Source organism: Vibrio metoecus (assembly GCF_009665255.1).
Taxonomy (GTDB): Bacteria; Pseudomonadota; Gammaproteobacteria; order Enterobacterales; family Vibrionaceae; genus Vibrio; species Vibrio metoecus_B.
Genome location: NZ_CP035687.1, coordinates 610,559 through 623,258 on the forward strand (window position 1 = coordinate 610,559; position 12,700 = coordinate 623,258).

Annotated in this window: 11 protein-coding genes; 9 read left to right on the top strand and 2 right to left on the bottom strand. The window is 49.9% G+C overall.

What is annotated here, in order from left to right; genetic code table 11:
* Positions 1-5 precede the first annotated feature (5 nt).
* The 6 genes from EPB59_RS16215 to EPB59_RS16240 all read left to right on the top strand — a co-directional run bounded on the left by EPB59_RS16215 (position 6) and on the right by EPB59_RS16240 (position 6,417).
* On the top strand, positions 6-1,307 hold the full coding sequence (locus EPB59_RS16215; protein ID WP_000455167.1) for a TRAP transporter large permease: 1,302 nt from the start codon (positions 6-8) through the stop codon (positions 1,305-1,307).
* A gap of 51 nt (positions 1,308-1,358) precedes the next feature.
* Entirely contained in the window at positions 1,359-2,822 is a 1,464-nt protein-coding gene (locus tag EPB59_RS16220) for a fructuronate reductase (protein WP_154173847.1), read from the top strand.
* A 12-nt stretch (positions 2,823-2,834) separates the two neighbouring features.
* Positions 2,835-4,247 carry a glucuronate isomerase gene (gene uxaC, locus EPB59_RS16225; protein ID WP_154173849.1) on the top strand — a complete coding sequence of 471 codons (1,413 nt, stop codon included), beginning with the start codon at positions 2,835-2,837 and terminating at the stop codon, positions 4,245-4,247.
* A gap of 3 nt (positions 4,248-4,250) precedes the next feature.
* Positions 4,251-5,216 carry a sugar kinase gene (locus tag EPB59_RS16230; protein WP_154173851.1) on the top strand — a complete coding sequence of 322 codons (966 nt, stop codon included), beginning with the start codon at positions 4,251-4,253 and terminating at the stop codon, positions 5,214-5,216.
* 9 nt (positions 5,217-5,225) lie between these two features.
* On the top strand, positions 5,226-5,852 hold the full coding sequence (locus EPB59_RS16235) for a bifunctional 4-hydroxy-2-oxoglutarate aldolase/2-dehydro-3-deoxy-phosphogluconate aldolase (protein WP_000094948.1): 627 nt from the start codon (positions 5,226-5,228) through the stop codon (positions 5,850-5,852).
* Between the two features lie 70 nt (positions 5,853-5,922).
* Positions 5,923-6,417, top strand: a complete 495-nt coding sequence (locus EPB59_RS16240; protein ID WP_000367971.1) for a YgjV family protein — start codon at positions 5,923-5,925, stop codon at positions 6,415-6,417.
* 22 nt (positions 6,418-6,439) lie between these two features.
* Here the strand turns inward: EPB59_RS16240 and EPB59_RS16245 are convergent, their stop codons facing one another.
* The gene (locus EPB59_RS16245; RefSeq protein ID WP_148531796.1) at positions 6,440-7,384 is read right to left on the bottom strand and encodes a LysR family transcriptional regulator; all 945 of its coding nucleotides are present in this window, start codon (positions 7,382-7,384) and stop codon (positions 6,440-6,442) included.
* Between the two features lie 120 nt (positions 7,385-7,504).
* On the opposite strand from EPB59_RS16245, the gene grxB reads away from it, so the two are divergent.
* Together grxB and EPB59_RS16255 are read left to right on the top strand one after the other, a co-directional pair.
* Positions 7,505-8,158 (top strand): glutaredoxin 2, encoded by a 654-nt coding sequence (gene grxB, locus EPB59_RS16250; RefSeq protein WP_154173853.1) that lies wholly within the window; start codon positions 7,505-7,507, stop codon positions 8,156-8,158.
* 9 nt (positions 8,159-8,167) lie between these two features.
* Positions 8,168-9,271 carry an alkene reductase gene (locus EPB59_RS16255; protein ID WP_154173856.1) on the top strand — a complete coding sequence of 368 codons (1,104 nt, stop codon included), beginning with the start codon at positions 8,168-8,170 and terminating at the stop codon, positions 9,269-9,271.
* A 120-nt stretch (positions 9,272-9,391) separates the two neighbouring features.
* Here the strand turns inward: EPB59_RS16255 and ctlX are convergent, their stop codons facing one another.
* Complete coding sequence (ctlX, locus tag EPB59_RS16260) at positions 9,392-10,363, bottom strand: citrulline utilization hydrolase CtlX (RefSeq protein ID WP_195707123.1); 972 nt, start codon at positions 10,361-10,363, stop codon at positions 9,392-9,394.
* A 370-nt stretch (positions 10,364-10,733) separates the two neighbouring features.
* On the opposite strand from ctlX, the gene vcaM reads away from it, so the two are divergent.
* Complete coding sequence (gene vcaM, locus EPB59_RS16265; RefSeq protein WP_154173860.1) at positions 10,734-12,593, top strand: multidrug efflux ABC transporter VcaM; 1,860 nt, start codon at positions 10,734-10,736, stop codon at positions 12,591-12,593.
* Positions 12,594-12,700: the final 107 nt, after the last annotated feature.

Consider the following 12,700-nt stretch of genomic DNA (forward strand, 5'->3'; position numbering starts at 1 on the left):
CCATCATGGAATGGCAATTAATTCTTACCCTGTTTGGTAGCTTCGCCGTTTTACTCGCAATTGGTGTACCGGTTTCATTTGCGATCGGTTTGTCGTCCTTAGCCACTATTTTGATGGGCTTACCGCTTGAACCCGCGATTGCGGTGGTTGCACAGCGCATGGCGGCGGGTTTAGATAACTTCGCCCTGTTAGCCATCCCGTTCTTTATTCTGGCAGGCAACATCATGAACCAAGGCGGTATTGCTTTGCGCCTGATTAACTTCGCCAAAGTCTTAGGCGGCCGACTGCCAGGCTCACTCGCCCACGTTAACGTGATGGCAAACATGATGTTTGGTTCGATTTCAGGTTCAGCGGTTGCTTCTGCCGCCGCAGTGGGTGGCACTATGTCTCCGCTGCAAAAGAAAGATGGTTACGATGAAAACTTCTCTGCCGCTGTAAACATCACCTCTTGTCCATCAGGTTTGTTAATTCCACCCAGCAATACCTTGATTGTGTTCTCGCTGGTTTCTGGTGGTACTTCGATCGCGGCTCTGTTTTTAGCTGGCTACATCCCGGGTATTTTGATGGGGCTGAGCATCATGGTCGTGGCAGGCATTATCGCCAAACGCCGTGGCTACCCAGTGGCAGCGCGTCCAACGCTCGCGATGGTGTGGGATACCTTCCTCAAAGCAGCACCTTCACTCGCGCTAATCATCGTGATCATGGGCGGCATTATCGGTGGGATTTTTACCGCAACGGAAGCGTCTGCGATTGCGGTGGTGTACACCTTTGTGCTCGCAGTATTGGTTTACCGCGAAGTGAAGTGGCGCGATCTACCCAAGATCATCCTTGAATCGGCGGTCACCACATCGATTGTTTTGCTGTTGGTTGGCGCGTCTATGGGTATGTCTTGGGCGATGGCCAATGCGGATATTCCTTATATGATCGCCGATGCCCTGCTCGCGATCTCCGATAATCCAATGATGATTCTGCTTATCATCAACATCATCCTGTTGATTGTCGGCATCTTCATGGATATGACGCCAGCGGTGCTGATCTTCACGCCAATCTTCCTGCCTATCGCGCTCGATATGGGCATCGACCCTGTGCACTTTGGCATCATGATGACCTTCAACTTGGCGATTGGTATCTGTACTCCGCCGGTCGGCAGTGCACTGTTCATTGGCTGTTCGGTGGCTAATGTGGCGATCGATAAAGTGATTAAGCCTTTGCTGCCTTTCTACGCGGCGCTGATCTTGGCGCTGATGGCGGTGACCTTTATTCCTGAACTCAGCCTGTTCTTACCCAAACTGGTACTTGGCTACTAACTCTTTCAATGAATCATCCCGCAGAGCACTCTGCGGGAGAAGGGAAATAAAATGAAAACCATTGCAAACTCCACACTAAATGCTGCTGTTTCACTGCCAGATTACGACCGTTCAGCCCTCAAAAGCCGCATTGTTCATCTTGGTTTTGGCGCTTTCCACCGCGCTCACCAAGCCCTATTCACCCATGAAATGCTCAGCAAAACGGGCTCTGATTGGGGTATTTGTGAGATCAACCTGTTTGGTGGTGAAGATTTAATTCAATCACTGCGCGCGCAAGATCACCTCTACACCGTCGCGGAAAAAGGGGCGCAATCAACAGAAGTCAAAGTGATCGGTTCCGTCACCGAATCTCTCCATCCCACTTTAGATAGTATTCAAGCGGTACTGGAAAAAATGGCCGAGCCGCAAGTGGCGATCGTTTCGATGACGATTACCGAAAAAGGTTACTGCGCCGATCCTGCCACCGGCAGGTTGGATAAAAACAATCCGTTGGTGATTGCCGATCTGGCGAATCCAAGCGAGCCAAAATCGGCACTCGGCTACATTGTTCAAGCACTGAAACTGCGCCGCGATCGTGGTTTGAAATCTTTTACTGTGATGTCTTGCGATAACGTGCAAGAGAACGGCCATGTCGCCAAAGCCGCGATTCTCGAATTCGCTCAATTGCTTGACCCACAATTACGCGACTGGATTGAAACCAACGTCACCTTCCCATGTACCATGGTGGATCGCATTGTGCCGGCAGCAACAGAAGAGACTTTGACAGAAATCGCACAGCTGCTGGGCTGTGAAGACCCATGTGGCATCGCTTGCGAACCTTTCCGCCAATGGGTTATCGAGGATAACTTCGTCGCAGGTCGCCCAGATTGGAATGTGGCTGGCGCAGAATTTGTCGCCGATGTTGTACCTTACGAAGAGATGAAACTGCGCATGCTCAACGGCAGCCACTCATTCTTAGCTTACTTGGGCTACTTGGGCGGCTACGCGCACATTTCAGACACCATGACGGATGAAGGCTACCGCAAGGCCGCTTTCGATATGATGATGAAAGCGCAAGCTCCCTCCCTCACCATGCCAGAAGGCACCGATTTAGCCGGCTATGCCAAGCTACTGATCGACCGTTTCACCAACCCAAGCCTAAAACACAAAACGTGGCAGATTGCGATGGATGGCAGCCAGAAAATCCCACAACGTATGGGCGGCAGCTTACGCTTCCACCTCGCACAAGGCTCTGATTTTTCATGGTTAGCCACCGCGATTGCCGGTTGGATGCGTTACGTGGCCGGTGTTGATGAACAAGGCAACGAGATTGACGTTCGCGACCCGATGGCCGCAACTCTGCGCCAAATCTGCGATGAACACGGCTTAAACGTTTCAGTGGTACCAGCCCTACTCAGTGTCGAAGCGATTTTCCCCGCTGAATTAGGCCAAAACGCCAAAGTGATTGAAGCGGTCAGCCGCGCTTATCAAGCTCTACTGGCTCACGGTGCACGCGCCACTGTAGCAGCGCTGTAAGAGGAAGAAACCATGAAGAATTTTTTGTGTGAAGATTTTTTACTCTCCAATGAAACGGCGCGCCGCTTGTACCACGAACATGCGTCCCACCAACCGATTTATGACTACCACTGCCACCTTAATCCGGCAGAGGTAGCGCAAGATCGCCAGTTCGAGAATTTAAGCCAAATTTGGTTGGCCGGCGATCACTACAAATGGCGCGGCATGCGTTCCGCAGGCATTGAAGAGCGTTTGATCACTGGTGATGCGAGCGATTACGACAAATACATGGCGTGGGCGAAAACCGTACCGCAAACTTTAGGCAATCCGCTGTATCACTGGACTCACCTCGAACTGCGCCGTCCATTTGGGATTACGAATACGTTGTTAAGCCCGAAAACGGCCGATCACATCTGGCACCACTGCAATGAACTGCTGGCAACACAGGAATTCAGCGCCCGTGGCATTATGCAGCATATGAATGTAGTGATGGCAGGAACAACGGATGATCCGATTGATTCACTCGAACACCATAAAGCGATCGCCGCCGATGACTCATTCAATGTGCAAGTACTGCCCAGTTGGCGTCCAGACAAAGCGTTCAAAATTGAGTTAGCGGGCTTTGCTGATTATCTCAGCCAACTCGGTGCCGTGGCGGATATTGAAATTCGCCGTTTCAGCGATTTACTCAATGCCTTAGATAAACGCTTGGCGCACTTCAATGCACACGGCTGTCGCGCGGCCGATCACGGGATTGAGATGGTTCGTTACGCCCCAATTCCAACCGAGCAAGATTTGGATGCGTTGTTAGCTCGCCGTTTAAAAAGCGAAGTGCTTTCCGAGCTCGAATGTGCACAATTCTCGACTGCCGTTCAAGTTTGGCTTGGCAAGCGTTATGCGCAATTGGGCTGGGTGATGCAGCTGCACATTGGCGCGCAGCGCAACAACAACACACGTATGTTCCAATTGCTGGGCGCGGATGCGGGTTTCGATTCGATTGGCGATCGTCCGTTTGCCTTTGAGCTGGCGCACCTACTGGACGAAATGGATCAAACCAATGAGTTGCCTCGCACGATCTTGTACTGCTTGAATCCGCGTGATAACGAAATGATGGCGACCATGATCGGCAACTTCCAAGGTGGGGGCATTGCAGGTAAAGTGCAATTTGGCTCGGGTTGGTGGTTCAACGATCAGAAAGACGGCATGCAACGCCAAATGGAGCAGCTCTCGCAGCTTGGTCTGCTCAGCCAATTTGTTGGCATGCTGACCGATTCGCGCAGTTTCCTATCCTACACACGCCACGAATATTTCCGCCGTATCCTGTGTGATATGGTCGGCCGTTGGGCAGAAAATGGCGAAGTACCGAATGATCTATCTCTGCTTGGCCCAATGATTGAAAACATCTGCTTTGGTAACGCTAAACGCTATTTTGAAGAGAGGGCGTAACGAATGAAACATATCGCCATTGTGGGTGAATGTATGATTGAGCTGAACGGCAAGCCGTTCGGCGCAATGCATCAAACATTTGGTGGTGACACGTTAAACGCCGCGATATATCTGCGCCGCGGCTGTGAAGCCAATACTAACCCGGACGACATTAAAGTCTCTTACGTGACCGCACTCGGTACCGACCCAATCAGTTCAGGCATGCTGTCGCGCTGGCAAGAAGAAGGCGTTGCAACGGAACTCGTGCTGCGCGATCCCACTCGCACACCCGGTTTGTACCTTATCCAGCTTGATGATCAAGGTGAACGCACTTTCTTGTATTGGCGAAACCAATCTGCGGCGCGTTACCTGCTGCAACACCCCGATTTTGGCCAGATTAAGCAAGCGTTAAATCAGGTCGATATGGTGTTTCTTAGCGGAATCACTCTGGCGATTTTGCCTGTCGAAGATCGTATTGCCCTGCTCAACCTGTTGGTTGAACTCAAAGCCAATGGCGTAGAAATCGCGTTTGACAGCAACTTCCGCCCTGCCCTGTGGCCGCAAGATGACAACCATACGGTGAAAGAAATATACCAAGTCATGTACCAACTAACGGATGTAGCGCTCGTTACCTTTGATGACGAGCAGTGGATTTGGGGTGATAGCACTCCAGAGCAGACCATTCAGCGCCTCACCGCACTTGGCGTGCAAAAATGCATCGTCAAATTGGGGGCCGAGGGCTGCTTGATTCAAGACTCCTCCACTTCAACTTTCGCTCCACAAGCGGTGCCAACCCAACCGGTAGAGCAAGTAGTGGATACCACTTCCGCGGGTGACTCCTTCAATGGTGGATTCCTCTCGGCCTACTTAGCGGGCGCAGATTTAGCCAACGCATGCCAACGTGGTAACACTCTGGCTGGCACTGTGATTCAGCATCGCGGAGCCATTATTCCCAAAGCCTTCACACAATCGGCGCTTGGCGTCGCTTAAGGAACCAACATGTCTAGTATTAAACAACAACTGAAAGCTCTGAAAGTGATCCCAGTGATCGCCATTGACAACGCCGAAGACATCATCCCACTGGGTAAAGTGCTGGTGGAAAATGGCTTGCCTGCTGCCGAAATCACTTTTCGCTCAGAAGCCGCAGTAGAAGCCATTCGTCTGCTGCGCCAAGCACAACCGGACATGCTGATCGGCGCAGGCACGGTGCTCAACCGTGAACAAGCGATTGCAGCCAAGGAAGCAGGCGCGACCTTTATTGTCTCCCCTGGCTTTAACCCTAATACCGTTAAAGCGTGTCAGGAGATCGGCATTGATATCGTACCGGGCGTGAATAACCCGAGCACGGTTGAAGCGGCACTGGAAATGGGCTTAACCACGTTGAAGTTTTTCCCTGCCGAAGCCTCTGGCGGTATCAACATGGTGAAATCCCTGCTCGCGCCGTATACCGATATTGAGCTGATGCCCACTGGAGGTATTAGTCCCGCCAACATCAAAGATTACTTAGCGATCCCACGCGTGTTAGCGTGTGGCGGTACTTGGATGGTGGATAAAAAGCTGATTGAAGCAGGAAACTGGGAAGAACTGGCTCGGCTGACTCGTGAAGCCGTTGCGTTAGTCAACTAACCCTCTGACTAAGCTTAACCATCTTGACGCCCCTCACTTTGAGGGGCGCTTTCACTAAAGAGACACAACAATGGACAATGCATTAGCGCAAGGCATAGGTGGTATTGCGTTTCTGGTCGGTGTGATGGCCTTTTGGCAAAAAGATGACATGCGCTTTCGTTATCAGATGGTCGCATTTTGCTTCATCATGGGCATTCATTTTGCCTTGTTGGGTGCGACCGTCGCCGCCATCGGTGTCGTTATTAACGGCATGCGCAGTTTTGCTTCCATCAAAACGCAATCGCGCAGAGTCATGTGGTTTTTTATCGCGTTGATGTGGCTGATGACGCTGCCCAACATCACCCACTTTTTCGAGTTTATGACCGTGTTTGGATCGTCAGTGGCGACTTGGGCACTGTTTTCTAAACGAGGGGTCGCCCTACGCAGTCTGATTCTATTTAACTCGCTGTGTTGGGTTAGCCACAATATTTGGCTTGGCTCCATCGGTGGTACGCTCGTGGAAAGCACCTTTATTGTGACCAACCTGATGACCATTTATCGGTTACACAAAAGCGCCCATCCATAATCAGAAACCCGCGACGATGGGCTCATGCATTTTCTGAATGCTCTTTGCCAGCCAAGCGCAACGAGCACTGCTCAATCAAAAAGTCGATAAACAACCGCAGGCGTTTGGGCTGGTATTGTCGGCTGAGATAAAGCACATTCAAATCCGCCCCAGAGGCCGAGGTAGAGGCGTTAAAATTCTTCATGTAACCATCGAGAACAGTGACCAACCGCTGCTGATTGAGATCGTCCTGCACATCGAGGATCGATTTCAACGCGATCCCCATTCCCGCTAAAGCCCACTGGCGAATCACTTCGCCATCATCTGCAAAACTCTTGGGTACTACTGTGATCACTTTGTGCTGCTCATTCTCTTGGAAGTGCCAGGTTTTCATCTCTTCATTGCTGCGCACCATGGCCAAACAGTCATGCTGTGCAAGATCTTGCGGCGTTTTCGGTATGCCTTTACGCGCTAAATAAGCCGGAGAAGCGCACAACACTCGGCGACTCGTCGCCAGCTTGCGTGAAATTAGACTGCTGTCGGCCAGTTCACCGTAGCGGATCACCACATCCAAACCTGATTCCGCCAAATTCGAGATGTTGTCATTGAGGTAGAGATAGGGCACCACTTCCGGATATTGCTCAGTGAAAGCGGCAAGAATCGGAGCGATATGTTGCTTCCCGATGTCACGCGGAGCAGAGACTTTTAGCGTTCCCCGGACTTCTTTGCTGCCTGTTTGCAGCAAATTTTCTGTCTCGCGCACGCTATTAAGAATCTCAAGGCAAGCTTGATGATACAAAACGCCAGATTCGGTTAAAGAGAGATGGCGAGTGCTGCGATTGAGCAATTTGACTCCATAGCGATCTTCCAGCGCTTGTAACCTTGCCGTTACGGTTGCGGGCGATAAACTCAACTCTCGGCCAGCCGCCGCAAGGCCTTGGTTTTTAACTATGCTGGCAAATAGCACCATATCTGCAAACTTATCCATAACACCCCCCTAAATCCTGATTATTCAATATAACCGAACAATCAATTCAGTTTCTCGCCAATTATCAATTTTTATATGAGAAATATACTGCCTCAATCTCAACTGGATTAGGAAATCGCCATGAAACTCTATATTTATGAACACTGCCCTTTCAGTGCACGCGTGCGCTACGTGGCAGGTATGTTGAACATTCCACTTGATGTGATCATCCTTGATTACGACGACCAAACCACTAATCAAATCATTGGTAGCAAACAAGTGCCTTTGCTGATCAAAGAAAGTGGCGAAGCACTGGCAGAAAGTCTCGACATCATTCAATTCTTGCTCGAATCGGTGAACTCAAGTGAAACCGCACAACCAGCACAAACCACGTTGGATTGGCAGCGCAGCGCATTCTTGCCTTTGCAAAAAATCGGCTATCCACGCTGGTCGAACATGAATTTACCTGAGTTTAAAACTGCATCCGCTCAACAAGCATGGCGTGTAAAAAAAGAGACCACTGAACTTCATTTTGAATCCCTACTGAAAGACACGCCGCAAATTGCCCTGCAAGTACAAGCCTGTATTGATGCGGTTAAACCGCTGCTAAAACTTCATTCCTATCAGCACGTTGCTCTTATTGATGAAGCGATCATTTTCTCAATCCTACGAGGGTTTTTCAGCGCGCCTGAGATCCAATGGAACAGCGAAGTCAGAGATTGGATGGTATCGGTCAGCCAGAAAACCCAAGTCCGCTTGTTGCAAGAACCGTTGCAAATCACATCGCAGAAATAAGGAGGCAAAATGAGCAGATTATTTGAACCAACCGATTTAAAACAACTCACGCTGCAAAACCGTGTGGTGATGGCACCGATGACTCGTGCACGCAGTAGCCAACCGGGGAATATTCCCAATCCAATGATGGCAACCTATTACCAACAGCGCGCCAGTGCAGGGTTAATCATTTCCGAAGCGACCCAGATCTCTGATGATGCGCAAGGCTATTCATTCACTCCCGGCGTTTATACCGATGAGCAAGTTTCAGGTTGGAAAAGCGTAACTCAAGCGGTCAAACAACAAGGTGCAGCGATGTTTTGCCAACTTTGGCATGTCGGGCGTGTTTCCCACCCTGTTTTTCAAAAAGGGCAGTTGCCGATTGCCCCGTCAGCCCTCAAACCGGTTGAAACTCAAGTTTGGATCGCAGATGAACAAGGTAATGGCCAGATGGTGGATTGCGTTGAACCCCGCGCTATGACTCAAGCCGATATTGATAGAGTGGTGAACGACTTCGCTCAGGCGGCGAAATGTGCCATTGAAGCAGGATTTGATGGTGTAGAAATCCACGGTGGGAATGGTTATCTCATCGATCAGTTTTTGCGTACCAACTCGAATCATCGTACCGATAGTTATGGTGGTAGCCGTGAAAATCGGATGCGATTTCTGCTCGAAGTGGTGGATGCGGTCAGTCAAGCGATTGGTGCCATCCGAGTAGGCGTTCGCTTAGCGCCGTTTATTACCTTCAAAGACATGGAGTGCCCCGACATAGTGCCAACAATTTTGGAGGCATCAAAGCAGTTGCAAGCACGAGATATTGCGTATCTGCACTTATCAGAAGCGGATTGGGATGATGCTCCTACCATTCCAGAAGGCTTTCGCATTGAGCTACGCAAGCATTTCACTAACGCGATTATCGTCGCTGGTCGCTACACCCTTGAGCGCGCGGAAGAGGTGCTACAAAAAGGCTATGCCGATTTAGTCGCATTCGGGCGTCCTTTTGTCGCCAACCCCGATCTGGTTTCTCGCCTCAAGCACCAGCAACCGCTGGCGCAACTGGATGGTAAAACCCTGTTTGGTGGCGGTGAGCAAGGCTATACCGATTACCCTAGAATCCCTGAACAGCCAATCTAGCCTGATCGGATTTGCTCAATCCTCGTCACTTTACGCCGCTATTTGGCCTAGCGAAGTAAAATGACGCAGGGATACTTTAAAGGGAGAGTCCCTCCTCTCCCTTTGTTTTGCTGATTCACCTTACGCTTGCTTTGGTAAAAACAACTCAGCCAACATACAGCGCACACTGCCACCGCCGATGGTTTCTATGGTCGGCACCGCAAAAGGCAGCAACTTACCGTGAGTGGCAAGCTGGTTGAGTTGAGCGGGTGTAAAAGCTTCATAAGCCGATTGCGACATCGCGATCACTTTCTGACCATCATGAGTTTCTAGTTGCAGGATATTGCCGCAAAAGCAGTTCATCTGCTCAATCGAAATCGAAATTACCTGTTTATCTTTAGCCAACGATTTTACGACAAATCGGCGCTCATATTCGGGGATCGCTTCATCGCAAATAACGCAGAAATGCTCACCTATCGCCATCATCACATTGGTGTGATAAATCGGCGAGCCAGACGGCAATCGAGTTTGGAACGACACCACGCGCGAATAGCCGATCTGTTCGGCATACACTTCCAACACTTCACGATCGCAGCGCTGTGAAAGCCCCGCATAAATGGTGCGATTGGGGTGATCCATTACCATCACTCCGGTACTTTCCAAAAACGCTTGCTGCTCCATAAACGCCAGCAAAGAGTGCTGTTTTTTCACAGCAAAGCCTTGCTTTTGTAAGGTATCAACCAAAGCTTCAGGGCGCACTTCCAAACGGCGGTTTGCGCACGCCATTGGGAACAAAAATAGCTCGCCCGCTTCAGTGGTACTAAACCAGTTATTGGGGAATACCGCATCCGGCGTTTCGCTGTTCGCCAATGGATAATCAAATACCACAACATCAACGCCCGCTTGGCGAAGACCGTTTACCATGGCGTTAAACTCGGCCATAGCACGCTGCAAAATGGTTTCAGCGCTCAGTGCCAGCGGGTTTTGAAAGGCATTATCTTGCGCGGTTTGCGCATTAAAGCCGAACTCTTTTGGCGGCACCATAACGACAGCGCGAGCCGTTTGTGCAACAGAGCGCGGAATCAACATATTGGGTTGTAGATGAACATTCATAATAGGCACTCATCACCGATTTCACCCCAAGAGTGTAAACAGAATGTTAACTAAAGATTTGCTGATTTTGATGAATTTCAATCGATAAATTTTATCTTTTTACTGGAAAAATGAATTATTACAGTCAAATTTTCTGGTGTTATGGATGACATCGGCTGGATTCACTTCAAAATAGCACGCCAAACGGATTGGCTCACACAACCGAAACCAAACGACTAGGAATGGCAGCTTCCAGTAGGAAGGGTATAACTTCAAGTCACCGATGGATAACGTTATACTGCTTCCGTTTTAACAGAAAATCACATTTTGGCGGACGCTCGAACGCGTGCTTTTCCTACTCTTCCGCCCTATTCACAGCAAGGATCTTCTCATGTTTAAGCTATTCGAAAGCTTTACCGAACCTTTCCCCAAAGGTGACCCACAACGTCCACCCGATACCTTGTGGGCATTCTGTCGTCACTATACTCGTGGTTTTGAAAAACCACTGATGGTGATGGCGTTACTCAGCACTTCAATCGCGATTATCGAGGTATCTCTGTTTGGCTTTATGGGCAAATTGGTGGACTGGCTTTCCACTAGCTCGCCAGACACCTTTTTAGTCGAGAATCAGAGCACACTGATTGGGCTAGGTTTACTGGTACTGATTGGTATGCCGATGTTGATCGCACTCTATTCATTGCTGATCCATCAAACACTCCTCGGCAATTACCCGATGTCAATCCGTTGGTTGGCGCACCGTTACCTGCTCAAACAAAGTGTGTCGTTTTATCAAGACGAATTTGCAGGGCGCATCTCAACCAAAGTGATGCAAACGGCGCTCGCGGTTCGTGAAACCGTGATGAAAAGTCTCGATGTGTTTGTCTACGTGATGGTCTATTTCACCGCGATTGTGGTGATTTTGGCACAAGCCGATTGGCGCTTAATGATCCCGATGCTGATTTGGCTATCCATCTATGTCACGGTGCAAATGTATTACGTGCCTAAGCTGAAAAAAGTGGCTTCCGAGCAAGCCGATGCCCGCTCATTGATGACCGGACGCATTGTGGATAGCTACACCAACATCATGACGGTAAAGCTGTTTTCACACAGTCAACGTGAAACGCAATACGCCGAAGAAGGCATGCAAGATTTTCTGGGCACCGTCCATCGCCAAATGCGTTTGGTGACTGGCTTTAATATTTGGGTAGAAATGGCCAACTACTTATTGGTGTTTACCATTGCAGCCCTGTCGATTTATCTCTGGACCACCAGCGCCATCAGCGTCGGTGCCATTGCAGTTGCAGTCAGTTTATCCTTACGTATCAACGGTATGTCTAAATGGATCATGTGGGAAGTTAGCGCCCTGTTTGAAAATATCGGGACCGTTGTGGACGGCATGACCATGCTTGGCAAACCCATCACCGTCACCGACAAACCTGACGCTAAACCTTTGGTGGTTAAGCATGGCGGCATTACGTTTGATGATGTGAGCTTCCACTACGGTGAAAACAAAGGCGTGATCAACCATCTCAATCTCAACATCAAACCGGGTGAAAAGGTCGGTTTAGTGGGGCGTTCAGGAGCCGGTAAATCGACCTTGGTGAACCTATTACTGCGTTTTCATGATGTGGAAAGCGGCCGGATTTTAATTGATGGTCAACCCATTTCGGAAGTGACCCAAGAATCGCTGCGCAGCAAAATCGGCATGGTGACACAAGATACGTCACTGCTGCACCGCTCCATTCGCGACAACATTTTGTATGGAAATCCAAACGCCACCGAGGAGCAGCTTTTGAAAGCAACGGCGCAAGCCCACGCTCATGAGTTCATCCTCGGTTTGACCGATCCACATGGCAACAGTGGTTACGATGCACAGGTCGGTGAACGTGGCGTCAAACTCTCTGGTGGACAACGTCAGCGGGTTGCGATCTCTCGCGTACTGCTCAAAGATGCGCCACTGTTGGTGTTGGATGAAGCAACTTCCGCGCTCGATTCTGAAGTGGAAGCCGCGATTCAAGAGAGCCTCAATGAACTGATGCAGGGCAAAACCGTGATTGCGATTGCGCACCGTCTGTCGACCATCGCAGCGATGGATCGCCTGATCGTGCTCGATAAAGGCCAAATTGTTGAGCAAGGCTCGCATCAAGAGTTGATTGCACAAAACGGCATTTATGCTCACTTGTGGGCGCATCAAACCGGTGGCTTTATCGGTTGTGATGAAGACGAAGCGGAAGAAGCAATACTCGCGTAATTCCAATCAGCACAGAATAAGCCCGCGACCATTCGCGGGCTTTCCTCTTTCAGGGCTTTTGACTTAGAATTTCGCTACTTTTTCCATGCATTAACCGAGAAGCACTT

Coding starts and splice junctions, on each gene's coding strand:
- EPB59_RS16240 (WP_000367971.1), top strand. CDS start 5,923: ATGGACAATGCATTAGCGCAAGGCATAGGTGGTATTGCGTTTCTGGTC.
- EPB59_RS16245 (WP_148531796.1), bottom strand. CDS start 7,384: ATGGATAAGTTTGCAGATATGGTGCTATTTGCCAGCATAGTTAAAAAC.
- vcaM (WP_154173860.1), top strand. CDS start 10,734: ATGTTTAAGCTATTCGAAAGCTTTACCGAACCTTTCCCCAAAGGTGAC.
- uxaC (WP_154173849.1), top strand. CDS start 2,835: ATGAAGAATTTTTTGTGTGAAGATTTTTTACTCTCCAATGAAACGGCG.
- grxB (WP_154173853.1), top strand. CDS start 7,505: ATGAAACTCTATATTTATGAACACTGCCCTTTCAGTGCACGCGTGCGC.
- ctlX (WP_195707123.1), bottom strand. CDS start 10,363: ATGAATGTTCATCTACAACCCAATATGTTGATTCCGCGCTCTGTTGCA.
- EPB59_RS16230 (WP_154173851.1), top strand. CDS start 4,251: ATGAAACATATCGCCATTGTGGGTGAATGTATGATTGAGCTGAACGGC.
- EPB59_RS16220 (WP_154173847.1), top strand. CDS start 1,359: ATGAAAACCATTGCAAACTCCACACTAAATGCTGCTGTTTCACTGCCA.
- EPB59_RS16255 (WP_154173856.1), top strand. CDS start 8,168: ATGAGCAGATTATTTGAACCAACCGATTTAAAACAACTCACGCTGCAA.
- EPB59_RS16215 (WP_000455167.1), top strand. CDS start 6: ATGGAATGGCAATTAATTCTTACCCTGTTTGGTAGCTTCGCCGTTTTA.
- EPB59_RS16235 (WP_000094948.1), top strand. CDS start 5,226: ATGTCTAGTATTAAACAACAACTGAAAGCTCTGAAAGTGATCCCAGTG.